We start from the raw sequence: 23,219 nt of genomic DNA, 5'->3' as shown, positions 1-23,219 counted from the left end.
CCACGCCGTCAACCCGCCGCCGTCAGCCCGCCGCCAGCTCGCGGGCCCGGGCGCGAGCCCAGTCCTCCGCGTGCAGGACGTCCTCGACCGTCAGGGAAGTTCCCGGCACGGGCGTGCCGTGCTCGGCGACGACCTTGGCAACAGTGTCCACGATTCCCGTGAAAGCGAGGCGCCCCTTCAGGAACGCCTCCACGCACTCCTCGTTGGCCGCGTTGAAGACCGCCGGCGCGGTACCGCCCAGGGTGCCCACCTCGCGGGCCAGCTCCACCGCCGGGAAGGCCTCGTCGTCCAGCGGGAAGAACTCCCAGGTCGCCGCCTTGGTCCAGTCACAGCCGGGGGCGGCGTCCGGCACCCGCTCCGGCCAGCCCAGACCCAGCGCGATCGGCATCCGCATGTCCGGCGGGCTGGCCTGCGCCAGCGTCGAACCATCGGTGAACTCCACCATCGAGTGCACCACCGACTGCGGATGGACCACGACCTCGATCCGGTCGAACGGCACGTCGTACAGCAGGTGCGCCTCGATCACCTCCAGGCCCTTGTTCACCAGGGTCGCCGAGTTGATCGTGACCACCGGGCCCATCGCCCAGGTCGGGTGCGCCAGCGCGTCCTGCGGCGTCACCCCGGCCAGTTGCTCACGCGTCCGGTTGCGGAACGGACCACCGCTGGCCGTCACCACCAGCTTGCGGACCTCGGCCCGGGTACCGCCCGCCAGCGCCTGGAACAGCGCCGCGTGCTCGGAGTCCACCGGCACGATCTGCCCCGGCCGCGCCACCGCCTTCACCAGCGGGCCGCCGACGATCAGCGACTCCTTGTTGGCCAGCACCAGCACCCGGCCCGCCCTCAGCGCGGCCAGCGTCGGCCGCAGCCCGATCGACCCGGTGATGCCGTTCAGCACCGAGTGGCACTCCATCGCGGCCAGCTCGGTCGCCGCGTCCGGCCCCGCCAGCACCGCCGGCAGCGCGGCGCCCGCCGCCTTCGCCGCCAGCGCAGCGCGCAGCGCCGGCTCGGCCGCCGGGTCCGCCACCGCCACCGTGTGCACGCCCAGCCGCAGCGCCTGCTCGGCGAGCAGCTCCACCCGGCCGCCGGCCGCCGACAGGGCGACCACCCGGAACCGGTCCGGGTTGCGGAGCACCACGTCGATGGCCTGGGTGCCGATCGACCCGGTCGAACCGAGGATCACCAGCTCCCGGGGGCCGGAAGGGTCCTGCACGGTGGGCGTGAACCGCAGCTGCGGGTGGGCGAGCGAAGTCATGCGCCCATTGTGTCCTGCCCGGGGCCCCGCGCAGGACGCCTCCCGACAGGACGCCGGTCCGCGCCCCGGGCTACCGTCGGAGCCATGCGTACCGTCATCGCCGGGGGCCACGGACAGATCGCGCTGAAACTCGAACGGCTGCTCGCCGCGCGCGGCGACCGGCCCGCCGGGATCATCCGCCGCCCCGAACAGGCCCGGGACCTCACCGACGCCGGCGCCGAGCCGCTGCTGCTCGACCTGGAGTCCGCCACCGCCCCGCGACTCGCCGAACTGCTCGCCGGTGCCGACGCGGTGGTCTTCGCCGCCGGCGCCGGACCGGGCAGCGGCGCCGACCGCAAGAACACCGTCGACCGCGACGCCGCCGTGCTGCTCGCCGACGCCGCCGAACTCGCGGGCGTCCGGCGCTACCTGATGATCTCCTCGATGGGCGCCGACGCCCACGCCCAGTACCCCTCCGACGAGGTCTTCGAGACCTACCTGCGGGCCAAGGGCGCCGCCGACGACGCCGTCCGGGCCCGCGCGGCGCTGGACTGGACGGTGCTGCGCCCCGGCCGTCTCACCGACGGCCCCGGCACCGGCCTGGTCCGGCTCGCCGCCTCGGTCGCGCGCGGCGCCGTGGACCGGGCCGACGTCGCCGCCGTCCTCGCCGCGCTGCTGCGCGAACCCGGCACGGCCGGGCGGACGCTGGAGCTGGTCGCCGGCGACACCGCGGTCGAGGAGGCCGTCTCCGCCGCGGGCGGGCACAACGGCTGACGCGAGCGGACCCGACGGCTGACGCGAGCGGACCCGACGGCTGGGCCGACCGGGCCCGGAACGGGCGAAGGGCCCGGTCACCGGACCGGGCCCTTCACTCACGGGTTCGGCTCAGAGGTCGAGGCCGCTGAGGACCAGGACCTTCTCGACCGTGTAGTCGTCCATCGCGTACCGGACGCCCTCACGGCCGACGCCGGAGTCCTTGACGCCGCCGTACGGCATCTGGTCGGCGCGGTAGGACGGCGCGTCACCGATGATCACACCGCCGACCTCCAGCTCCCGGTGGGCGCGGAAGGCGGTCTGCAGGTCGTGCGTGAACACGCCCGCCTGAAGGCCGAACGCCGAGTCGTTGACGGCCGCGAAGGCCTCGTCCACGCCGTCCACCCGGTGCAGCGACAGGACCGGGCCGAACACCTCGGCCTTGGCCAGGATCGCGTCCGCGGGCAGCTCGGCCAGCACGGTCGGCGCGTAGGTCGCACCCTCGCGGCCCCCGCCGACGAGCACCTTGGCGCCCTTGGCGACCGCGTCGTCCACCCAGGACTCCACCCGCTTCGCGGCGTTCTCGTCCACCAGCGGGCCGACGTCCGTCGCGTCGTCGTTCGGGTCACCGGTGACCTGGGCCCTGACCTTGGCCACGACCTTCTCCACCAGCGCGTCGTACACCGACGCGTCGGCGATCACCCGCTGCACCGAGATGCAGGACTGGCCGCCCTGGTAGTTGGCGAACATCGCGATCCGGGTGGCCGCCCAGTCCAGGTCGGCCTCCGAGGACCAGTCGGCGAGCACCACGGCCGCGGCGTTGCCGCCCAGCTCCAGGGTGCAGTGCTTGCGCGGCACCGAATCCATGATCTGGTAGCCGACCTTGTCCGAACCGGTGAACGAGATCACCGGCAGGCGCTCGTCCTGCACCAGCGCCGGCATCCGGTCGTTCGGCACCGTCAGGATGCTCCACGAACCGGCCGGCAGGTCGGTCTCGGCCAGGATCTCGCCCAGCACCATCGCCGACAGCGGCGTCGCCGGGGCCGGCTTCAGGATGATCGGGGCACCGACCGCGATCGCCGGGGCGACCTTGTGGGCGACCAGGTTCAGCGGGAAGTTGAACGGGGCGATCCCCAGCACCACACCGCGCGGGAAGCGGCGCACCACCGCGAAACGGCCCACGCCGCCCGGGTCGGTGTCCAGCCGCATCGTCTCGCCGTTGGTCCGGCGGGCCTCCTCGGCCGCCCAGCGGAAGACCGACACCGCGCGGCCGACCTCACCACGGGCCCACTTGATCGGCTTGCCGTTCTCCGCGGTGATCAGCTGGGCGAGCTCCTCGGTGCGCTCGGCCAGGCGCTTGGCCACGTGGTCCAGCGCGGCGGAGCGGACGTGTGCCGGGGTGGCGGCGAACACCGGCAGCGCGGCGACGGCGGCGTCCAGCGCCTCCTCGACCTGAGCCTCGGTCGGGATGCTCACCTTGCCGACCAGACGGCCGTCCCAGCTGTTGTGCACCTCGAAGTCGGCGTCGCCGCTCGCCCGTCGGCCGGCCAGCCAGAAATCGTACGTGGTGGTCACCGTGGTACCGGCCCTCTCCTCGTCGTCATCGGGCCCACGGGTGTGGGACCCGAACCCGAGGGTAGGTGGGGCGGCGCACCGACCGGATTGGCCGACTCGGAGCGTTCGCCCCCGACGCTGCTCCATCCCGTCCAGGGCCTCCCAGGCCTGGCCGCGCCCGGGCACAGCCCGGACGGCCCCGATGCGGACCCGATGCGGCTCGGGTGCGACTCGGGTACGGCTCGGGTGCGACCTACTCCTCGCCGGAGCGCAGCGCCAGCCACAGCTCCATCCGCACGTCGGTGTCGTCCAGCGACCGCCCCAGCAGCTCCTCGACCCGCCGCATCCGGTAGCGCAGCGTGTGCCGGTGCACCCCGAGATCGGCCGCCGCCGCGTCCCACTGCCCGTGCCGGGACAGCCACGCCCGCAACGAGGCCACCAGATCGCCGCGGGCCGTCCGGTCGTGCTCGCGCAGCGGCCGCAGCAGCCCCTCGGCGAACGCCGTCACCGCGTCCTCGCCCAGCAGCGGCAGCAACGACCCCGCGCCGACCTCCTCGTGGTCCACCGACCGCCGGCCACCGCGCAGCGCCACCGCCAGCGCCCGCTCGGCCTGCGCGTGGGCCGTCCCCGCGTCCTCCAGCGCGGCCGGCGCCGACACGCCCAGCGACAGTCCCTCGTGCTCCTCCACCGCGCCCAGACAGGCCCGGTGCACCGCCCCGTTGTCCAGCGCCAGCACCATCAGCCGCGCCCCGTGCGCGCCGTCCTCCCGCGCCACCAGCAGCTTCTCGCCCACCCGGGCACCCGCCTGCTCGGCCCGGTCCCCCAGCTCCCCGAGCGCCTCCGCGGCCTCCGCGTTCGGCCCGGCCCCGGCCACCAGAACCCGTATCGTCCCCTCCGGCATGCCGCCGAACAGCCCCACCGCCACCTGGCGGGCCGTCGCCACCTCGCCGGCCAAAACCATCCGCAGCAGCGCCGCGCCCATCCGCTCCTCGGCCTGGCGCAGCTCGCGCGAGCGCTCCAGCGTCAGGGTCAGCAGCGCCACCGCCGCGTTCAACACGTACCGCTCGGTCGGGGTGATCCGGTCCTCGGTGCCCACCGCCAGGAAGCCCCGGGCCCGCCGGTCCGCCCCCAGCGACTGGACCACCACGTAGTCCTCGTCCGCCGTGTCGATCCCCGGCGCCCGCCCCTGCAACGCGGCGCTCGACGGCGCCGGACGCCGGCGCAGCCGGTCCACCTCCGCCGCCAGCCGCCCCGCCCGACGCGCCGCCCAGTCCGGCGCCACCACCGACAGCGCCCCCGACCCGTCGTACAGCGCCGCCCAGCCGCCCAGCCGGGCCGCCAGCCGACGCACCACCGCCGTCGTACCGTCCTTGCCCAGCGCGGCCCGGGTCAGCTCCTCCTGCGCCTCGAAGGAGGTCGTCACCGCCTCGTACTGCTCCGCGGCCAGCGCCGCGGACACCACCTTGCTGATCGCGATGAACGGCGTCGGCTCCGGCACCCGCAGCAGCGGCAGCCCCCGCTGCGCGGCCGCGTCCACCAGCGGCTGCGGCACCTCCGTGTGCGACAGCCCCACCCCCAGGCCCAGCCCCACCACCCCGGCATCGGCCAGCCGGTGCACGTACGCCTGCAACCGGGCCGCCGTACGGCCCAGCTTGATCCCGGTGGTGAGCAGCAGCTCGCCACCCTCCAGGAACGGCGTCGGGTCGTCCAGCTCGCTGGTGTGCACCCAGCGGACCGGCCGCTCCAGGTGGTCCGCGCCGGCGAGGACCGTCAGATGGAGCGAACTGTTGCGGACAACGGAGGCGAGTGTGGGGGGCATGGCACCTTCGGGGGATCGACCTGACCGCGCCGTTGCGGCCGGGCGAGGAGAGGGCAATGGGACAAGTGAGAGTCTCTCCCCCTCATTATGGACGCTCCGGACAACCGGCACTGCCGAATCCACCGTGAAGGCGAGCTTCCGCCCCGCGCCCCGTCAGCCCCGAAGATCCACCAGCAACGGCGGCACCTGCTCCCCCGACACCGCGGTCAACGACACCACCGCGTGCCCCGCCGGCAGCGCGTGCGCCAGATCCGACGGCGACCAGCGCAAGCGCTCCACGTCCCGCGTCGTCACCGACTCCGTCTGCGCCGCCGTCCCCGACAACGCCCGCCGCCCCAACCGCCCGGCCCGCCGCACCACACCGCCCGAGGTGTCGGGCGTGTGGGTCACCGCGGTCTCCTGCACCAGGTGCGTCCCCCAGGCCTCCGAGAACAGCCGGCCGTCCCACGGCGCGATCCCCGGGAACGCCATCCGGCAGCCGACCGCGCCGAACAACGGCGCCCGCAACGCCTCCGGCAGATCCACCAGCGTGCGCAGCAGCAGCACCGCGCCCGCGTTCGCCCCCCGCATCCGCTGCACCCCGCGCACGGCGGTCGCGTCCAGCGCCGCCGAGGCGTCGTCCACCACCAGGCCGGCGAACAGCGAACGGTCCGTACGGGCCCCCGCCGCCTGCACGAACTGCCCCACCACCAACCGGGACAGCATCCGCGCGGCCTCCGGATGGCTGCGCTCCGGCAGCTTCACCCGCACCCGCAACGGATGGTCCAGCACCCGCATCGCGAACGGGGGCCGCCCGGTCCCGTCCGTCGCGAAGGCGCCCTCGAAGGCCGGCCGGTCCAGCAGCGCCAGCCGGTCCGCCAGCAGCGCACCGGGATCGTCCGCCCGGCCGCGCTGGCGCTCCCGGTGCTCCAGGTCCCGCTCGTACACGGCCAGCCGGCCCGCCACCCCGAGCACCTTCACCAGGGCCGCCAGCACGTCCGGCTCACCGGCCAGCAGCGCCCGCAGCTCCCGCACCCCCGGATAGCGGGCGTACGCGGCGTGGAACGGGCCCACCACCTGCTGCAGCGCCGTCCGGGCGTTCTCCGCGCGCGCCGTCAACTCGTCCGGCAGCAGCGCCTCGGCCAGCCGGGCGGCCGCCTCGTCCGGATCCTGCGCCGCACCGTAGAGGTCCAGCCCGTACACCGACGCCGGATCACCGGGCGCGATCACCACGTCGTACCAGGCGTCCGGGCCGAGATCCGCGTCCGCCGCCCCCACCACCACCACGCACGCGGTACCGGCCAGCGCCTGCAGACACAGCGCCTCCGCCACCGGCCGCGCCAGCCGCGCCGTCTTCCCCGTCCCCGCCGGGCCCACCGCCAGCAGCGACGTGCCCAGCAGCGCCGGATCCAGCGCGAAACCGGCCGCCCGATGGCTCAGCGGGTTCTTCGGCACGTCCTGGGCGGTCCCGAGGCAGACCTGGCCCAGCAGCAGATCGTGCCGCTCACCCCGGTCCGCCAGCTCCCGCGACTCCGAAGGGTGCGCGAACGCCGCCCCACCGCGCGCCGCCACCTGCTCGACGAAGGCCGGCACGAACGCCGGATCCGCCTGAGCCGACTCCCACGCCCGCTGGATCCGCACGTAGTCGACGTCCCCGACCGCCTCCCCCTCCAGCCGCCCCGCCGCCTCGGCCGCCCCGCCCTGCCGCAGCCCGCCCCACGGATCCAGCCGCCGCACCACCGGGGCCACCGCCACGTCCTCCTCCGCGGGCTGCTCCTGCGTCACCGCCCGCGACAGCAACGGCGACACGTACCGCCGCCACACCTCGGGCCACCGGCCCATCCGGCCGAAGAGCTTGATGACGAGCGCGGCCACCAGGAGGTTGACGGACACGCCGACCACGGTCACTTCGGTATCGGTGGGATTCTTCACCCAGACCGTCGCCACGATCAGGCGAAGCACCAACTGGGTCCCGTACAGGAAGGCGAACCACCCCACCACCGCGTTGAGTCCCGCCCGCAGGAGCAGCGGCCAGGCCGCGACCCGGGCCGCCTCCGCCCGTTCCGGGTCGATCGGGCGGTAGCCCAGCCGGTAGACGCCGGGTTCGGCTTCCGGGCGCGGGGCTGCGGCCCAGGTGGGGAGGTCGAAGGCGGGGGCCCCGTCGGTGCGGGTGCCGGGCCGCTGGTGCGGCATGGGGGCCGGGGGTCTGGTGGTGGTCGGATCGGTGTGGTGGTGTGCCCCGTCGTGCGCCATGTACGGCCCCGCTCCCTCGCCCGCCCGGCCCGATCGCCGTCGGTGCCGCCATACCCATGCCGCCGTACCGGCGACACGCCCGCGCTCAATGTAGTGGAGCGGGGCCTGCTGGTAGTCGCACCACCCGCGCTGGCCGCGCCGGACAAGTCGGACGGCTCAGTGCTACCGAGTGGCGCATGCCCGGCCGGGGAGGGCGGCCGTAGCCTGCGAAGCACCGAGCCGAGAAGTCTGGAGAACCCCATGAGCGCCGCAACGCCGCTCCCGCAGGAGCGCCGCCTGGTCACTGCGATCCCCGGTCCGAAGTCGCAGGAGCTGCAGGCCCGCAAGCTGGGTGCGGTGGCGGCCGGTGTCGGCACCACCCTGCCGGTGTACGTGTCCCGTGCCAACGGCGGCGTGCTGGAGGACGTGGACGGCAACTCGCTGATCGACTTCGGCTCCGGCATCGCCGTGACGAACGTCGGCAACAGCGCCGAGGCCGTGGTGGCGAAGGCGAGCGAGCAGCTGGCCGCCTTCACCCACACCTGTTTCATGGTGACCCCGTACGAGGGTTACGTGGCGGTCGCCGAGCAGCTGAACGAGCTGACCCCGGGTGACCACGACAAGCGCACCGCGCTGTTCAACTCGGGCGCCGAGGCGGTCGAGAACGCGGTGAAGGTGGCCCGCGCCTACACCAAGCGCACCGCCGTCGTGGTGTTCGACCACGGCTACCACGGCCGTACGAACCTGACCATGGGCCTGACGGCGAAGAACATGCCGTACAAGCAGGGCTTCGGCCCGTTCGCCCCGGAGATCTACCGGGTGCCGGTGGCCTACCCGTACCGCTGGCTGACGGGTGCGGAGAACTGCGCCGCCGAGGCCGCCGCGCAGGCGATCGAGGTCATCAACAAGCAGATCGGCGCCGAGAACGTCGCCGCGATCATCATCGAGCCGATCCAGGGCGAGGGCGGCTTCATCGAGCCGGCCAAGGGCTTCCTGCCGGCGATCGTGGAGTACGCGAAGGCGAACGGCATCGTGTTCGTCGCAGACGAGATCCAGACCGGTTTCTGCCGTACCGGCCAGTGGTTCGCCTGTGAGGACGAGGGCATCGTCCCGGACCTGATCACCACCGCGAAGGGCATCGCCGGCGGTCTGCCGCTGGCTGCGGTGACCGGTCGCGCCGAGATCATGGACGCCGCGCACGCGGGCGGCCTGGGCGGCACCTACGGCGGCAACCCGGTGGCCTGTGCGGCCGCGCTGGGCGCCATCGAGACGATGAAGGAGCAGGACCTCAACGGCAAGGCGCAGCGGATCGGCGAGATCATGCTGGGCCGCCTGCGGGCGATGCAGGAGAAGTTCGACATCATCGGCGAGGTCCGCGGCCGCGGCGCGATGATCGCCGTCGAGCTGGTGAAGCCCGGCGGCAAGGAGCCGAACGCGGAGGCCACCGCGGCCATCGCGAAGGCCTGCCACGCCGAGGGCCTGGTGGTGCTGACCGCCGGCACCTACGGCAACGTGCTGCGCTTCCTGCCGCCGCTGGTCATCGCGGAGCACCTCCTGGCCGAGGGCCTGGACATCCTGGAGGGCGCTTTCGCCGCCGTCTGAGCGGTGTCGCCCGTCAGGTCGTGAACCCCTCCGGAGGGTTGTCCGGACAGCGCTGAACGGCCCGTGGGGACCTCTGGTCCTCGCGGGCCGTTCGGTTGTCGCGGACCGGTCGGAGGGGCCCGCCACCTGGTCGGGCCAGGTCGTCGGGGCTCCCGGAGGGCCGCCCGGGGCGGGGTGAAGATGATGTGGGGAATCGCTGAAGGCGCTCGGCACGGAAGGGCTGTTGACGTAGTGTCATCACAGATGGACAGCGAGCCGCAGCCATGGGCGGAGCCGCCTGCGGGGTCGCCCCCGACGGCGGGTCCGCATGCGTGCCGCGAGGACGACCAGGCCGCCCCGGGAGGGGTGGCGCCCACCGAAGACCGATCGACCGACCGTCCGACCCACACCCCCCGGGGCGCACGGAACGGCGATCATCAAAGCCGCCCCGGAGCTCTCCCCCCTGCTCCGGGGCGGCTGTCCGGCGTTCCGGGCCGGGTGGCCCGCTCGGTGGCCGTGCCGCTGACGGCGGCGGTCGTCCTGCTGCTGGTGTCGTGGCAGGTGGCGGTGGACGGCCCGCTGCTCGGCTGGGACCGCGCGGTCCGCGGGGCCGTCCGGACCGCCCACCGGGACCACCCCAGCGCGCTGCTGGACCAACTGGGCCGGATCCTGTCCGACCTGGGCGACAGCGTGCCCGCGATCCCGGTGCTGCTGGCGGTCGGCGTGCTGGCCGCGTGGCGGTGGCGCCGGTCGGGGGCGGCGGGGCGCTGGTGGCTGCCGCTGCCGGTGGCAGCGCTGACCGCCGGGCTGATCCCGCTGCTGGTGGTACCGGCCAAGGCGGCGTTCGCCCGGCCGGGCCCGCTCGGTGATCCGCTGACGCCGGGGCAGTGGGGCTGGTACCCGTCCGGGCACACCGCCACCGCGTCGCTCTCGTACGGGGTGGCGGCGCTGCTGCTGGTGCGGGTGGCGGGGCCGTGGGCGGCGCGCCTGCTGACGGCGGGCACGGCTCTGCTGGTGGTGGGCGTCGGCGTGGGGCTGGTGTGGAGCGACTTCCACTGGCTGCTGGACGTGGTGGCCAGCTGGTGCCTGGCCGCCCTGGTGCTGTGGGGGCTGGCCCGATGGCTGCCCCGGCCGGGCGGCGGGGGCAGCGGTCAGGCTTCGGGGTCGTCGTTGCGGTGAACGAGGCCGGTCTCGCCGTTGTCGCGGTGCCATTCGATGACGAGTTCGTCGCGGGCGCCGAAGCGGACGAGGTGGCGGCCGACGACGTCCTCCAGGCCGGGCAGGTTCTCCCGCTCGCCCTCGACGGCGAGCAGCAGCGCGTCGGCCTGGGCTTCCAGGGTCGCGGTGCCGGCGCCGAAGACCAGGGTGCCGCGGCCGGTCTCCTCGGAGAAGGTGGCCTCGATCTTGCGGCCCATGTGGGCGGCGAGCTGCTTGGCGTAGCGGGCGGGGCGGTCGGTGGTGACGCGGGCTTCGGAGCGGGGCACGGGCCCTCCAGGATCGGGGGAGGGAACTTAGGGTCCCCTCAGTCGGGGCTACGCTAACCCAGATACTGAGCCAAGCTCAACATTTTTCTCCGGGCGTCCTCCGCTGTCGGCCACCGGCCCCGGACCGGCCGATACCCTGGGGCGGACGCCTGCCGAGGAGACCGCCGATGACCACCACGCCGACCGACCCGGCGGACCCCTCCCCCGGCCCGCCCGGCGCCCCTGCCGAGGCGGCCGCCTCGGACACCGCAGGCTCGGACACCACGGCTTCGGACTCCCCGGCCTCGGACACCGCCGCCGAGCTGGCCGACACGATGACCAGGGCGATCAAGCGGATCCGTCGACAGACCGGGTGGCAGCTGGAGCCGTACGGCATCACCCCCGGCCAGGCCCGGGCGCTGAACACCCTGGCCCACGCGCCCGGCTGCGAGCTGCCGGACCACGCGATGCGGCTGAGCGACCTCGCCGAGCGGCTGCACATCGCGCCGCGCTCGGCGACCACCGTGGTCGACGCGCTGGAGGAAGCAGGCCTAGTCGAGCGCAGGCCCGACCCGGCCGACCGGCGGGCGGTCCGGATCCTGCTGACCGAAGCGGGCCGCGCAGCGGTGGAACGGATCGGGCAGGTCCGGCACGAGGTGGCCCAGGAGTACTTCGGCGAGGTCAGTCCCGACGAGCAGGAAGTGCTGCTGCGAGTGCTGCGCGCCGCCGAGGCCCGCTTCCTCGCAGCCGGTCCGTCACCGCGGACGGCGCCCCCGGGCGCGGCGCGGTGATGCGGGAGCGGTCGGCGACGCCGGGCGCCCCGTCGCGTCAGGCCCCGTCCCGGCCTGCCCTGGCCCTGCCGAGCCAGGCCTAGTTGGCGAGGCCGATCACCAGCCACATGAACCCCACCCCGGCGACGGTGCAGAGCAGCGTGCTGCGGGAGGGGTGCGGGCTGTGCGCCTCCGGGAGGATGTCGGAGGTGGCCAGGTAGAGCAGGAACCCGGAGAAGAAGCCGAGGTAGAGGCCGAGCAGGTGCTCGGGGATGGTGAAGGCCAGGGTGATCGCGGCGCCGGACACCGGGGCCAGCGCGTCCGCCGCGAGCAACGTCAGCGCCCGCCGCCGGTTGTTCCCGTAGAGCCGGGTGATCGTGTACGTGTTGAAGCCGTCGGCGAAGTCGTGGGCGACGACGGCGATGGCGACGACCGTCCCGACCGTGGTGCCGGCCTGGAAGGCGGCGCCGATCGCGAAGCCGTCCATCACGCTGTGCCCGACCAGGGCCAGCGCGGCGGTCAGGCCGACGCCTTGGCGCCGGCCGCGGTGGGCGTGCGCGTGCTGGTGGCCGTGGGTGTGCTCGGCGTACTCGCTCTCGTGGCCGCGGTGGATGGCGACCGCGCGTTCGACCACGTGGATGGTGAGGAAGCCGACCGCGAACATCAGCAGCGCCTGGGGCACACCGTGCACCTCGTCCGGTGCCTGGCGCATGGCCTCGGGCAGCAGGTCGAAGGCGACCACGCCGAGCATGAGGCCGGCGGCGAAGCCGAGCACGAGGTGGCGGCGGTCGCCGGTGCGCTGGGCGACGAAGCCGCCGATCAGGGTCATCAGGAACGCCCCGGCGGCGACCAGGACGGCGGTCACCGGGCCGCCTCCGGGTGGGTCGATCCGCCGTGCGGGCGCCGGCGGGTGCCGCCGTGTGGTCTGTCGGGCGCTCTGCCCATTCCTCTCCCCCTGGGGTCCGCCCGTGGCCGGGCCGACCGCCGACCGTATCGGACGACCGTTCGACGGTGATCGCCCGGGGTGCCGCTGCTCCGCCGGTGCCCGTTTTCCCAGCCTCGGGTCGGGTGCGGGGGCGCGCCCGCCGGGCGGTCCGTCGGGGTGAGCTGCGAAGACGGGGACGGGTACGGGGGTGGGGCCGGGACCCGGAGGCGGGGTCAGCGGCCGGCGGCGAGGGGCAGGCCGAGGTGGGTGCGGGCGAGTTCGCTCACGCCGTCGCCGTCGACCAGGTGAATGTGCCGGTGGCTCTCCTCGCCGGTGAGGTCGAGGGCCTCGTCGGCGAAGCGGCCGGTGGTCAGCCGCAGGCCGCGCTCGGCGGACTCCTCCTGAACGGCCTCGGCCAGGGTGGCGATCTCCTCCGCGCTGACCGGCTCGGCGCCCCGGGAGGCCCAGACCACCCAGCGGCCGGGCAGCGCGCTGCCCGGGGCCCCCTCGCCGGTGGCGACCAGTCCGGCCGGACCGCGCAGCCGCACGCTCCACTCGGCGAGCCCGCCGCGGGTGAGCAGGTCGCGCACCAGCTGGGCGAACTCGTTCGCGGACAGGTCGGGTGCGGCCGGTACGGCGGCACCCGCCTGCGCGGCGGGCTGCACGCCCACACGGCCGTACGGGTCCGGGGTGACGGCGGCGCCGAGCTGACGCAGCCGGACGAGCGCCTCGTCCTGCTCGGCGTCGGCGTAGACGCCTTCGTCGTCGCGCTCCTCGTACGGGGTGGCGGGCGGCAGCAGCCGGGTGCGGGCCAGTGCGTCGCGGTCGGCGTCCACGCTGACCAGGCAGAGCGGCTCGGCGGTGCCGGGCTCGCGCAGCCAGCCGTTGAGCACGACGCCCGCGAGTATCTCGTCGGTGTCGACGGCGTCAGCGGCCTGGAGGGCGCGCAGGGCGAGCCGGGCGACCAGGCGTAGATAGTCGGTGGCCCGGTCCGCCGGCGGGCGCGGGACCGGGACGATGTCGCCGTCCGGGGCGAGCCGGTAGCCGGTGAGCGAGGGCACCAGGTCGAGCGGCGGCAGGTCGAGGTCCAGCACGGCGGTGCGGGTGAGCGGGCGGAAGACCGCCCGGCAGGGGGCGGGCAGGTCCTGGGTGGCGGTCTCGGCGGCGGCCAGCGCCCGCTCCAGCAGAGACTCCACGGCGGCCGGCTCGGACAGCCGGTAGGCCCGCCGGCACTCCTCCAGGCTCTCGTTGTACTCGCGCACGGCGCGGGCCCGGGCCTCCTCGGCCGCCTCGTGGACGCGCCGGGACTCGTCGACGGCCGGGTTGTCGGCCTCGGCCCGGCGGGTGCGCCACTCGCGCAGGGAACGCTGGTGGGCCAGCCGGGCCTGGGCGAGTTCGCGCTGGTAGCCGGAGTCGAGCAGGCGGCGGGCCGGGGCGCCGTCGGGGTCGGCGGTGGCCGGCCCGGCGGGCGCGAAGTCCGCCCAGCGGGGCTCGGCCTCGCTGCCGGTCTCCGGCCCGTCGGCCGGGTAGGGGCGGGGCTCGTAGTGGCGCAGCTGGCTCTCGAAGTCCATGGCCGAGACGGGCAGTGCGGCCCGCCGGAGCAGGTCGGCCAGCCGGTCGTGCTCGGCCTGGACGGTGAGCGTGCGGTGGTGGGTCAGGGCGGCGGCCCGGCCGTGGGCCGCGATGGACTCCTCGGGCTCGGCCGGGCCGTCGCCGGACGCGGCACCACCGGACGAACCGCCACCGGGCGCGCCGTCATCGGGCGTACCGGGGGCGGCAGGGCCGGGGTCGGCGGCGTCCGGGCCCAGGCCCTGCCCCTGACCTCCACCCTGACCTTGGCCCTGGTCGGGGTGGAACTCTCTGAAGACCGAGGCGAGGAAGCCCGGCCGGGGGAACTGGACGGTGGCGGTGCCGTCGGGCTGGCCGTCTGCTGAGTCCTGCATCGGTCGTCGTTCCCCCATGCTCGTCCGGCGCCTGCCCGGGGCGGCCGGAGACCCTGCGGCCCGCCCCTGCCGGACATTGTCCACCGAACGGGCGGCAGTGGTCAGCCCAGCCTCTCAGTTGGTCCGGGTGTTGGTCAGGTGCAGGCCGATGTAGCCGACATAGATCCGGCCACTGCCCGAGCAGTCGTCGAGGTAGTGCAGCCGGGGCGCGGTACGGCCGCCGCCGATCCGCAGGTGCGCGCCCATGAAGGCGCGCCGGGAGACGTCCACGCTCTCCGGGACGGGCAGCATCCGCTCGCGCTTCCACTTGGTGTGGCTGAACACCGTCCGGGACTCCCCGCGCACCGCCTTGCGGGGCGGGAAGTGGTGGCAGCCCTCCGGGGTGTGTTCGCACCACTGTTTGAAGTCGCCGCCGGCCGCGCCGCGGACCGCCGCCTCGGCGTACTCCTGAAGGGCGGTCAGCCCGTCCCAGGCGAGCCGGGCCCAGCCCGCGCCGGAGCACCGGAGCCCGTCCAGGGCGAGCGCGTTCTTCTGGTCACCGGTGAAGGTCAGCAGAGGGAACTCGTCGATCCTGGCCATGAGTTCGGTGAAGGTCTCCGGCTTTGCGGGCCGGGCGAACGGCTTGGCGGCGAAGTGCCCGGCGGCGCCCTGGAGGATGCAGTGGCGCCCGGTGAGGCCGCGGGAGCCGGCCCGTACGTGGCCGTCCCGGCCGTCCCGCCCGTCGTGGCGCTCGCGGAGCTCCGGACGGTCGCGGCCCTCATGACCCTCGCGGCCGTCCTGCTTGTCCCGGCTGTCCCGACCCACGCGGTTGTCCCGGCGCTCGTGGCGCAGGGTGCGCCGGACCCGCTCCAGCTCGTCGGCCCTGGCCTGCTGCTCGGCGCGGTCCTGCTGCTCCTCCCGGACGAGCGCGGCCAGCTCGGCGCGGGCGGCGGCCGGGTCCCCGGCCGGGCTGGCGGCCGCGCGGGGAGGTGCCGGGGCGACCCGCAGCACCGGGACGGCCGCCAGCGGGGGCGGCAGCGGCAGGTCGGCGGCGAGCCGGCGAGGCTCGCGGGCGAGCAGCCCGGCCGCACGGCGGAGGTCCTGCTCTATTCGCCCCCGGGCGAGCACCGGGTGCCGGGCACCGTCGCCCCGGGAGGCGGGGTCGACCTCGGGCAGGTAGGTGCGCACCGCTCCGCCGTAGACGCTGTGGTACTCCAGCGCGACGTTGAACCCGGTCCGGGCGCCCGGGTCCAGGACGTAGGCGGTGGCCAGGCCGGGCAGCTGGTGGCAGAGCGGGCGGACGACGTCCTCGACCCAGCGGTCGAGCGGGAGGTTCACCGGGACGCTGGCGACCACGACGGGCAGCCGGCGCTCCGGGTCGCAGAGCTCGTCGATCAGGCCGTCGACCTCGCCGGCGGTGATCACCCGGGGGGCCGGGTGGACGGCGGCCGGGCCGTCGGTGGCGTCGAGCAGCGGCAGGAGGGTGCGGGCGAGTTCGGGCACCGGCACCCGGCAGGGGGTCCGCACGCCGTTGCCGGTGCTGTGCGTCTCGGCCTCCAGCCGGACCCAGGTGGGGCCGTCGGCCGCGGTGGCCACGGTCAGGGTGAGCTGCTGGGTGCCGTGCGGGGTCGGGGTGCGCAGGCGGCGGCGGTCGTAGCGGCCGGCGGCCGGGCCGCTGCGCAACGGGCCCTGGTCGCGGTCGAGCAGGACCCGGTCGCCCAGGCGCAGTCGTTCGGCGGCGGGGGCCGATCGGGACTGCGCCGATCCGGACGTCGTCAGCCCAGGGGCCGTCAGTTGGGGCGGTTTCGGTCGGGTTGGAGCCGTCCCCGTCGAGGCCGGTCCGGCCGGGGGCGGCCCGGTGAGGGCACGGGGAACCGGCGGGGGCTCCTCGCAGCCTTCCTGTTTCAGCCAGGCGGCGAGCTGCTCGTCGGCCAGGGCGACGGCCTCGCGGTGCGGGAGAGTGGTGGTGACGGTCATCCGGTAGGGCGTCGCGGGGCCGGTCAGGTCGGCGCCGGCGGGCGACGAAAAGCGGTCTGAGGTCATGCGCATACCTCCGTGGTGCGGGGTGGGGTCTGGTGTCCTCCATCGATGGGTTATTCGTCCGGTTCGGCCGGATCCTTGCCCAGGAAACGCCACGGCCCGGAGCGGAAGTTCCAACTCCGGGCCACGTCAATACGTTCGGGTGAATCTGCTCAAGCCGTGCACCGCGTGGCGCGACTCCCGGTCCGACCCTCCCTCATCGCCGGGCGGAAGGGGGACAACCCAGGGGCGGCCCTGCTCAGGCCTCAGCGGGTCAGGCCCCGGCGGGCCGGGCGCCGCTGCGGCTCCACTCGGGCTCCGCGACCGGCACCGCCAACGGGCAGCCGGCCGGGGCCGCGTAGCTCGCGATCAGCACCACGGGCTCGTCCCCGAGGTTGCGCCCCACGTGGACGTGGACCGGGCCGGCCTCCTCGACCAGCGAGTCCCCGGCCCGGCTGACCTCGACCCGGCCGTCGTGCAGGGTCCGGGTCAGCGTCCCGGACAGCACCACCACGTCCACCCGGCCCGGGTGGTAGTGCCAGCCGGTGCTGGCCCCCGGCGGCAGGGTGACGGTCTGGACGACGGGCATCTCGGGGCGGCTTCCTGCTCGACGACCGGACCAGGCTAGGCACGCCCCGCAAGACTCCGAAACGAATCGGCCGCGATCTGGCCGAATAGGTGGCCGAAAGCGCCGCCGCCCGGCTGCTCCGGTATCAGACGGGCACCTCGACGTACGTCCGGCCCGCCGGGACCGCGACGGCGGTGCCGGCGGTCGCCTCGGCCAGCCAGGCGTGGAAGGCCGGCACCTCCGGCTGCGGTACGCCCACCTCGATCCGCACCCCGGCCGGTTCGTAGGCCAGGTCGCTCACCGTGTACCCGGCCGCCCGCAGGTCGTTCTCCACCCGCCCGGCGCGCACGTGGTCGGCCGTCACCGCGAGCAGGGCCACCGGCCGCCGCTCCAGCAGACCGATCTCGTCCACCGCCTCGGACACCGCGTTCCCGTACGCCCGCACCAGGCCGCCCGCGCCGAGCTTGATGCCGCCGAAGTACCTGGTCACCACGGCGGCGGTGTCGGTGAGGCCGCGTCGGCGCAGCACCTCCAGCATCGGCACGCCGGCGGTGCCGCCGGGCTCGCCGTCGTCGCTGGAGCGCTCACGGCGCTGCTCGTCGCCGACCACGAAGGCGGTGCAGTTGTGCCGCGCGTCCCAGTACTGCTTGCGGATGCCGGCGATGAAGGCCTGCGCCTCCTCCTCGTCGGCGACCCGGGCGAGGTGGCAGATGAACCGGGACTTCTTGATCTCGGTTTCGTGGCTGCCGGCCCGCCGGATGGTGAGGTACGGCCTGGCGGTCGGTTCCGGCGTGGCGGACATGACGCGGTGGTTCTCCCGGAAACGGCGACAGCTGGCGGCGCGCACCCCGGGCGTCCCGGGGCGGCACCGCCAGCTTAGGGCGTGGCCGGGCTTCGTCGGCCGGTCCCGGGGTCAGCGCCCGGCCAGGGCGTCCAGCCGGGCGCGGTCCAGGCCGGTCAGCGCGGTGACCTCGGCCGGGTCGACGGCACCGCAGTCCAGGCCGCGCAGCAGGTAGCCGCTGAGCGCCCGGGCAGTGGCCGGCTCGTCCATCACGTCGCCACCCGCCTTGGCGACGTACGCGGCGAGCCGGGCGGCGGCGGCCGCCAGGCCCTCGCGGTAGAAGGAGTACACCGCGACGTAGCGGGTCGGCAGGTGCGCCGGGTGCATGTCCCAGCCCTGGTAGTAGGCGCGGGCCAGCGAGCGGCGGACCAGGTCGTGGTGAAGCTTCCAGGCAGCGTGCACCTGTTCGGTGGAGCCGGTCGGGACGACGTTGGTCGAGCCGTCGGAGAGCCGGACGCCGGTGCCGGCCGCGGCCACCTGCATGACCGCCTTCGCGTGGTCGGCGACCGGGTGGTCCATGCTCTGGTGGGCAGCGCTGACGCCGCATGAGGCGCTGTAGTCGAAGGTGCCGTAGTGCAGCCCGGTGGCGCGCCCCTCGGCCGCCTCGATCATCCGGGCCACGGTGGCCCGGCCGTCCGGGCCGAGGATGGCCTGGGTGGTCTCGATCTGGATCTCGAAGCCGATCCGGCCGGCGGGCAGCCCGGCACGGCGCTCGAAGTCCTCCAGCAGCCGGACCAGCGCGGTGACCTGCTCGGCGTAGGTCACCTTGGGCAGGGTGAGGACCAGGCCGTCCGGCAGGCCGCCGCCGGCCAGCAGGGTGGCCAGGAACAGTTCCAGGGTGCGGATGCCGCGGTCGCGGACGGCCGCCTCCATGCACTTGATCCGGATGCCGAGGTACGGCGGCGCGGTGCCCTCGGCCACGGCGGCGGCGACCAGTTCGGCGGCGCGGACGGCGGCGGCGTCCTCCTCGGCGTCCGGGCGGGGTCCGTAGCCGTCCTCGAAGTCGATCCGCAGGTCCTCGACCGGCTCGCGCTCCAGCTTGGCGCGGACCCGGGCGTGCACGTCGGCGAGCAGTTCGTCGTCGGCCACGCCGAGGGCGCGGGCCAGCTCGGCGGGGGTGCCGGCGTGGGTGTCGAAGGCCTCCAGGGCCTGGCGGCCCCACTCCCTCACGGTGTCGGCGGCGAAGGCGTCGGCCGGGACGTAGACGGTGTGCACCGGCTGCCTGGTCCCGGTGTCGCCGGGGTAGCGGCGCGCCAGGTCGGCGTCGACCGGGGCGAGCAGCGCCTCCACGGCGGCGCGGGCGGCGGCGGAGAAGGAGGCCCCGCCCATCGGTCCGTTACCGTCGACCTCGACCTGCGACATCCGCACTCCTCCACGCCGGACCAACACTTCAACAGTTTGTTGAGGCGAAGGTAGCTCCGGCCGGATCGGGCGTCAATGGCCGACCGAGCGGTGGACGGAGGAGCGTTCGACGGAGCGTCCGGCCGAGGCGGCCCGGGTCAGTCCCTCCCGGCGGCGGCGTAGCGGTCGCGCAGCTGCGGGTAGAGCTCGGCGACGTCCTTCGGGTGGACCGAGCCGTCCGGGCGGTTGCCGGTGACGCCGTACTGCTTGGTCAGCCACTCGGCGAGGCGCTGCGGATCGGGCTGGTGCTCGTGGTTGTCCATGTAGCTGACCAGGGCGTCGTAGGCCAGGTCCGGGTCCAGCCGGGACGGAGCCGAGCGCGGCGCGGACTCCTCGTCGTGGACGGGGGGCTGCTCGGCCTGGGCGAACTGCTCGCCGTGGACGGGCTGCTCGGCCTGGGCGGGCTGCCCAGCCGGGACGGGCTGCCCGGGGTGGCGGGGCTGAGGCTCGGCGGCGAGACCCGCAGCCTGGGCGACCTGGGTCTGGGGCTGCTGCGGGAGGACCGGCTCCTCGGCGACCGGGCGCGGGGGCTTGAACCACGGCGAGGCCTGGCCGGGCACCCGCCCGCCGGGGGCGGCGTCGGACGGGTGGCCCGTGGTGCGCACCGGGCGCTCGGTCCACACGTTCAGCTCCTCGCGGTGCGGTTGCGGGGCCGCCTCCGCCACACCGTCCGGCTCCTGCGCGGCACGCAGCCGGACGGCCGCCAGCTTCGCCAGCATCGGCGCGGCCACCTCGGCGGACATCGGCGCGACGGCGACCGGGGCCGCGGCCGGTTCGGGCTGGGTTTGGATCTGGGCCTGGACCTGCTGTATCTGCTGCGGCTGCTGGTTCGGCTCCGGGCGGGCCGAAGCGGGGGCGGGAGCGGAAGCCGGAGCGGCGGCGACGGGAGCCACGGGGGCGGCGGCCTCGGCCGGGGCGATGGCCGTGGCGGCGCGGCCGTCCTGCCGCTGGAGCTCCGGTGCCTCCTTCTCCGCCAGAGCCTCCCGGGCCTCGCGCTCGCGCGCCTCCTCGTCCAGACGGTCGAACAGCGTCGGGTCCAGCGGCACCCCGTACTTGGCCAGCTTGAGCGGCAGCAGTGCCTGGATCGGCGCCGAGCGGCGCCAGCCGCGGCCGTACCGGAAGCGCAGCTGCGCCCGGTAGACGAGGCGGTTCTGCTCCAGCCGGACGACCTCGTCGTAGGAGCGCAGCTCCCACAGCTTCATCCGGCGCCAGAGCTTGAAGGTCGGCACCGGGGAGAGCAGCCAGCGCATCATCCGGACCGAGTCCATGTGCCGGTCGGCCGTGATCGCCGCGATCCGGCCGACCGCGTGCCGGGAGGCCTCGACCACGACCACGAAGAGCACCGGGATGACGGCATGCATCCCCATGCCGAGCGGATCGCCCCAGGAGGCGGCCGCGTTGAAGGCGATGGTGGCGACGGTCAGCACCCAGGCGGTCTGCCGCAGCATCGGGAAGGGAATCCGCAGCCAGGTCAGTACCAGGTCGAGCGAGAGGAGGACGACGATGCCTGCGTCGACGCCGATCGGAAAGGCGTAGGAGAAGGCCCCGAAGCCCTTCTCCTCGGCCAGTTCGCGCACCGCGTTGTACGAGCCCGCGAAGCCGATGCCCGAGATGATGCAGGCGCCGGCCGCGACCAGGCCGAGCAGGCCCCGATGGGCCTTGGTGAGCGTTGGGCGTGCCATTACGTCTATCAACCCCTGGATGTCGGCTGCTGCCGTACGCTGCCTCGGCTGCCGGTTCCCGCTTGTCGGGGCGCCGGACGGCTGAGCGACCTCCGGGCTCGGCCCACCGGAGTTTACTCGTACACCTGTTTCAGCGTTTCCGCAGCCTGGCGTGTCACCCTCCGGGGCTGACGACCCGCCCGCCGTGGACCGGGCGGATCGTCAGCCCTTCGGCCCGGCCGTTCCGTTGAGGTAGGTCAGCACCGCGAGCACCCGGCGGTTGGCGTCCTCGGCGGGGGCCAGTTCGAGCTTGGTGAAGATGTTGGCGATGTGCTTGGCCACCGCACCGTCGGAGACCGCCAGGCGGGCGGCGATCGCCGAGTTGGAGCAGCCCTCGGCCATCAGCTCCAGCACCTCGCGCTCGCGCGGGGACAGCCGCAGCAACGGGCCGGGCCGACGTGAGGTGATCTGCATCAGCTTCGCGATCACGTCCGGGTCCATCGCCGTTCCGCCGGCCGCCACCCGACGGACCGCGTCGATGAACTGGTCGGCGTTGAACACCCGGTCCTTCAGCAGGTACCCGATCCCGCCGGTTCCGTCGGCCAGCAGCTCCCGCGCGTACAGCTGCTGGACGTGCTGCGACAGCACCAGCACCGGCAGGCCCTGGATCTCCTTGCGGGCCTTCAGCGCCGCCTGCAGCCCCTCGTCGGTGAGCGTCGGGGGCAGCCGGACGTCGACCACGGCCACGTCCGGCCGGTGGGTCAGCAACGCCTCCAGCAGTTCGGGGCCCGTCTCCACGGCCGCGGCGATGGTGAAACCGTGCGCTTCCAGCAGTCGGATCAGGCCTTCGCGAAGGAGGTAGAGGTCCTCGGCGAGGACAACTCGCACGGCAGCTCCAAGGTGATGGTGGTCGGACCGCCCGACGTGCTGTCGATGGCGAGGACACCGTCGAAGGTACCCAATCGCCGCTCGATCCCGCGCAGGCCGGTGCCCCGGGACGGATCCGCCACGCCCACCCCGTCGTCCGTCACCGTGATCCGCAGGAGCCCGGCCCGGTACAGGATGTCCACCCACACCTGCTCCGCCCCGGAGTGCTTCGCCGCGTTGGCCAGCAGCTCGCAGATGCTGAAGTAGGCCGCCGCCTCCACCGGCGCCGGCGGACGGTCCGGCAGGCTCACGCACACCTCGGTCGGCAGGGCACTGTCCAGCGCCAAGGCGCGCACGGCGTCGCCCAGTCCACGCTCGGCGAGCACCGGCGGGTGAATGCCGCGGACCAGGTCCCGCAGCTCCTGCAGCGCCCGGGCCGAGGACTGCCGCGCTTCGGAGAGCAACTCCCGGGCGGCCGCCTGGTCGGTGTCCATCAGGTGCTCGATCGTGCCCAGCGTCATCCCTATCGCGACCAGCCGCGCCTGCGCGCCGTCGTGCAGGTCCCGCTCGATCCGCCGCAGCTCCGCCGCCTGGTCGCCGACCGCGTCCGCCCTGGTCTCGGTCAGTTCGGCCACCCGCCTGGTCAGCTGGGCGTGCGTCGCCCGGCCGTCCTGGTCCAGTACCCGGCGGGCCACCTCCGCGTACCCTCGCACCGCGTACGGTGCCACGAGCACCCCGACCGCCACCATGCCGAGCCCGAGCGCGGCGCTCAGCAGGACCGACACCAGGCGTGCGGGCACCGGCCCGAACCCGTCCACGGGCAGCGGCGTCAGGATGCAGGCCATGCCCAGCACCATCAGGACGGCCACCGGACCCGCCAGCACCACCACCAGAGCGGGGCTGACGGCCAGCCAGGCCACCTCCGACCGGGTGGTCCGGTCCCGGGCGCCCCAGTGCAGCAGCTGCGCGTACTTCGCGACCGTCCGGGAGCGGTGGTACGAGTAGCCCGTCCACCAGTGCCCGCGTTCGTCCAGCTCCAGCGCGGGCCGGGGCTGGTACACGGCCGGCAGGCGAATCCCGTACCAGCGCTCCAACTGCTGGCGCGTCCGGCTCGCCGTGCGGCGCACGAACAGGGCCGCCACCAGGGCGCCGGCGGCGGCCGCCAGCGCGAGGCCGAACAGGACCACCGGGTAGTAGGAATCCTGGAAGACCGAGGCCGTGAGCCCGCCCGCCACCACCGCCGCCCCCACCGGCAGCGCCAGCCCCGGCACCGCGCCCACCACCAGGAGGGCCAGCCGCGCCAGCCCCTGCCCACCCGACGCGACGGCCGCCTCGGCCTGCGCGCGCACCGTCGCGCCGCTCGTTCGACTCGCTGTTGCCACGGAAGCTCCTGATGCCGGTCTCGATCGTCCTCCACAAGTGTTCACGAACGACCCGCTCCAGGCACTGGCCATGCCACCCCAATTGCGAGGTGGTCCTAGCACCACCTGCGGGTGGACATAGCCCGAGCGGATTCCTGAGATTGCCCGGAAATGCAGAGAACCCCCATCCGGTTTCCCGGATGGGGGTTCTCTGTGAATGATTGTTCGGCGGCGTCCTACTCTCCCACAGGGTCCCCCCTGCAGTACCATCG

Annotated in this window: 18 protein-coding genes; 4 read left to right on the top strand and 14 right to left on the bottom strand. The window is 74.6% G+C overall.

Annotated elements, in window-relative coordinates; translation table 11 throughout:
• Window positions 1-22: 22 nt before the first annotated feature.
• Complete coding sequence (gene dxr, locus ACIQVZ_RS34670) at window positions 23-1,252, bottom strand: 1-deoxy-D-xylulose-5-phosphate reductoisomerase (protein ID WP_350885642.1); 1,230 nt, start codon at window positions 1,250-1,252, stop codon at window positions 23-25.
• Window positions 1,253-1,336: 84 nt separating this feature from the next.
• On the opposite strand from dxr, the gene ACIQVZ_RS34665 reads away from it, so the two are divergent.
• Complete coding sequence (locus ACIQVZ_RS34665; protein ID WP_402455641.1) at window positions 1,337-2,005, top strand: NAD(P)H-binding protein; 669 nt, start codon at window positions 1,337-1,339, stop codon at window positions 2,003-2,005.
• Between the two features lie 111 nt (window positions 2,006-2,116).
• On the opposite strand, the gene ACIQVZ_RS34660 is transcribed toward ACIQVZ_RS34665, so the two are convergent.
• The 3 genes from ACIQVZ_RS34660 to ACIQVZ_RS34650 all read right to left on the bottom strand — a co-directional run bounded on the left by ACIQVZ_RS34660 (window position 2,117) and on the right by ACIQVZ_RS34650 (window position 7,589).
• A complete protein-coding gene (locus tag ACIQVZ_RS34660; protein WP_350885638.1) occupies window positions 2,117-3,559 on the bottom strand; it encodes an aldehyde dehydrogenase family protein in 1,443 nt (480 codons plus the stop codon).
• Window positions 3,560-3,791: 232 nt separating this feature from the next.
• Window positions 3,792-5,357, bottom strand: coding sequence for a PucR family transcriptional regulator (locus tag ACIQVZ_RS34655; RefSeq protein ID WP_350885636.1), 1,566 nt, complete (start codon window positions 5,355-5,357; stop codon window positions 3,792-3,794).
• A 153-nt stretch (window positions 5,358-5,510) separates the two neighbouring features.
• Entirely contained in the window at window positions 5,511-7,589 is a 2,079-nt protein-coding gene (locus ACIQVZ_RS34650; RefSeq protein WP_402455637.1) for an ATP-binding protein, read from the bottom strand.
• Window positions 7,590-7,829: 240 nt separating this feature from the next.
• Between ACIQVZ_RS34650 and gabT the strand changes: the two genes are divergently transcribed.
• Together gabT and ACIQVZ_RS34640 are read left to right on the top strand one after the other, a co-directional pair.
• Window positions 7,830-9,170: a 4-aminobutyrate--2-oxoglutarate transaminase gene (gene gabT, locus ACIQVZ_RS34645; RefSeq protein ID WP_363586509.1), complete on the top strand. Its 1,341-nt coding sequence runs from the start codon at window positions 7,830-7,832 to the stop codon at window positions 9,168-9,170.
• A gap of 489 nt (window positions 9,171-9,659) precedes the next feature.
• On the top strand, window positions 9,660-10,328 hold the full coding sequence (locus tag ACIQVZ_RS34640; RefSeq protein ID WP_350885630.1) for a phosphatase PAP2 family protein: 669 nt from the start codon (window positions 9,660-9,662) through the stop codon (window positions 10,326-10,328).
• On the opposite strand, the gene ACIQVZ_RS34635 is transcribed toward ACIQVZ_RS34640, so the two are convergent.
• Window positions 10,301-10,633, bottom strand: coding sequence for a DUF2218 domain-containing protein (locus ACIQVZ_RS34635; RefSeq protein WP_402455634.1), 333 nt, complete (start codon window positions 10,631-10,633; stop codon window positions 10,301-10,303). The genes ACIQVZ_RS34640 and ACIQVZ_RS34635 overlap by 28 nt on opposite strands.
• Window positions 10,634-10,800: 167 nt before the next feature.
• Between ACIQVZ_RS34635 and ACIQVZ_RS34630 the strand changes: the two genes are divergently transcribed.
• On the top strand, window positions 10,801-11,403 hold the full coding sequence (locus ACIQVZ_RS34630; RefSeq protein WP_350885626.1) for a MarR family transcriptional regulator: 603 nt from the start codon (window positions 10,801-10,803) through the stop codon (window positions 11,401-11,403).
• A gap of 79 nt (window positions 11,404-11,482) precedes the next feature.
• On the opposite strand, the gene ACIQVZ_RS34625 is transcribed toward ACIQVZ_RS34630, so the two are convergent.
• The 9 genes from ACIQVZ_RS34625 to ACIQVZ_RS34585 all read right to left on the bottom strand — a co-directional run bounded on the left by ACIQVZ_RS34625 (window position 11,483) and on the right by ACIQVZ_RS34585 (window position 22,968).
• Window positions 11,483-12,211 carry a ZIP family metal transporter gene (locus tag ACIQVZ_RS34625; RefSeq protein ID WP_350885686.1) on the bottom strand — a complete coding sequence of 243 codons (729 nt, stop codon included), beginning with the start codon at window positions 12,209-12,211 and terminating at the stop codon, window positions 11,483-11,485.
• Between the two features lie 329 nt (window positions 12,212-12,540).
• Complete coding sequence (locus ACIQVZ_RS34620; RefSeq protein WP_402455631.1) at window positions 12,541-14,250, bottom strand: restriction endonuclease; 1,710 nt, start codon at window positions 14,248-14,250, stop codon at window positions 12,541-12,543.
• A gap of 114 nt (window positions 14,251-14,364) precedes the next feature.
• Window positions 14,365-16,272 carry a hypothetical protein gene (locus ACIQVZ_RS34615; RefSeq protein ID WP_402455628.1) on the bottom strand — a complete coding sequence of 636 codons (1,908 nt, stop codon included), beginning with the start codon at window positions 16,270-16,272 and terminating at the stop codon, window positions 14,365-14,367.
• A gap of 250 nt (window positions 16,273-16,522) precedes the next feature.
• On the bottom strand, window positions 16,523-16,837 hold the full coding sequence (locus tag ACIQVZ_RS34610; protein ID WP_402455625.1) for a cupin domain-containing protein: 315 nt from the start codon (window positions 16,835-16,837) through the stop codon (window positions 16,523-16,525).
• A 124-nt stretch (window positions 16,838-16,961) separates the two neighbouring features.
• Window positions 16,962-17,618 (bottom strand): YigZ family protein, encoded by a 657-nt coding sequence (locus ACIQVZ_RS34605; protein ID WP_350885618.1) that lies wholly within the window; start codon window positions 17,616-17,618, stop codon window positions 16,962-16,964.
• A 111-nt stretch (window positions 17,619-17,729) separates the two neighbouring features.
• Window positions 17,730-18,986 carry a DUF6986 family protein gene (locus ACIQVZ_RS34600; RefSeq protein ID WP_402455684.1) on the bottom strand — a complete coding sequence of 419 codons (1,257 nt, stop codon included), beginning with the start codon at window positions 18,984-18,986 and terminating at the stop codon, window positions 17,730-17,732.
• A gap of 170 nt (window positions 18,987-19,156) precedes the next feature.
• Entirely contained in the window at window positions 19,157-20,740 is a 1,584-nt protein-coding gene (locus tag ACIQVZ_RS34595) for a DUF2637 domain-containing protein (RefSeq protein WP_402455622.1), read from the bottom strand.
• A 201-nt stretch (window positions 20,741-20,941) separates the two neighbouring features.
• Complete coding sequence (locus ACIQVZ_RS34590) at window positions 20,942-21,607, bottom strand: response regulator transcription factor (RefSeq protein WP_063347646.1); 666 nt, start codon at window positions 21,605-21,607, stop codon at window positions 20,942-20,944.
• The gene (locus tag ACIQVZ_RS34585; RefSeq protein ID WP_350885612.1) at window positions 21,559-22,968 is read right to left on the bottom strand and encodes a histidine kinase; all 1,410 of its coding nucleotides are present in this window, start codon (window positions 22,966-22,968) and stop codon (window positions 21,559-21,561) included. Before ACIQVZ_RS34585 ends, ACIQVZ_RS34590 begins: the two co-directional genes overlap by 49 nt.
• Between the last annotated feature and the right edge of the window lie 251 nt (window positions 22,969-23,219).

The sequence above is a fragment of the Kitasatospora sp. NPDC098663 genome, assembly GCF_044760075.1.
Lineage (GTDB): Bacteria > Actinomycetota > Actinomycetes > Streptomycetales > Streptomycetaceae > Kitasatospora.
This window is presented reverse-complemented; position numbering and strand designations above follow the sequence as displayed.

What these genes read in the sequence shown, in the direction of transcription:
- dxr (WP_350885642.1), bottom strand. Translation starts at nt 1,252, where the DNA reads ATGACTTCGCTCGCCCACCCGCAGCTGCGGTTCACGCCCACCGTGCAG.
- ACIQVZ_RS34665 (WP_402455641.1), top strand. Translation starts at nt 1,337, where the DNA reads ATGCGTACCGTCATCGCCGGGGGCCACGGACAGATCGCGCTGAAACTC.
- ACIQVZ_RS34655 (WP_350885636.1), bottom strand. Translation starts at nt 5,357, where the DNA reads ATGCCCCCCACACTCGCCTCCGTTGTCCGCAACAGTTCGCTCCATCTG.
- ACIQVZ_RS34650 (WP_402455637.1), bottom strand. Translation starts at nt 7,589, where the DNA reads ATGGCGCACGACGGGGCACACCACCACACCGATCCGACCACCACCAGA.
- gabT (WP_363586509.1), top strand. Translation starts at nt 7,830, where the DNA reads ATGAGCGCCGCAACGCCGCTCCCGCAGGAGCGCCGCCTGGTCACTGCG.
- ACIQVZ_RS34630 (WP_350885626.1), top strand. Translation starts at nt 10,801, where the DNA reads ATGACCACCACGCCGACCGACCCGGCGGACCCCTCCCCCGGCCCGCCC.
- ACIQVZ_RS34625 (WP_350885686.1), bottom strand. Translation starts at nt 12,211, where the DNA reads ATGACCCTGATCGGCGGCTTCGTCGCCCAGCGCACCGGCGACCGCCGC.
- ACIQVZ_RS34620 (WP_402455631.1), bottom strand. Translation starts at nt 14,250, where the DNA reads ATGCAGGACTCAGCAGACGGCCAGCCCGACGGCACCGCCACCGTCCAG.
- ACIQVZ_RS34615 (WP_402455628.1), bottom strand. Translation starts at nt 16,272, where the DNA reads ATGACCTCAGACCGCTTTTCGTCGCCCGCCGGCGCCGACCTGACCGGC.
- ACIQVZ_RS34610 (WP_402455625.1), bottom strand. Translation starts at nt 16,837, where the DNA reads ATGCCCGTCGTCCAGACCGTCACCCTGCCGCCGGGGGCCAGCACCGGC.
- ACIQVZ_RS34605 (WP_350885618.1), bottom strand. Translation starts at nt 17,618, where the DNA reads ATGTCCGCCACGCCGGAACCGACCGCCAGGCCGTACCTCACCATCCGG.
- ACIQVZ_RS34600 (WP_402455684.1), bottom strand. Translation starts at nt 18,986, where the DNA reads ATGGGCGGGGCCTCCTTCTCCGCCGCCGCCCGCGCCGCCGTGGAGGCG.
- ACIQVZ_RS34595 (WP_402455622.1), bottom strand. Translation starts at nt 20,740, where the DNA reads ATGGCACGCCCAACGCTCACCAAGGCCCATCGGGGCCTGCTCGGCCTG.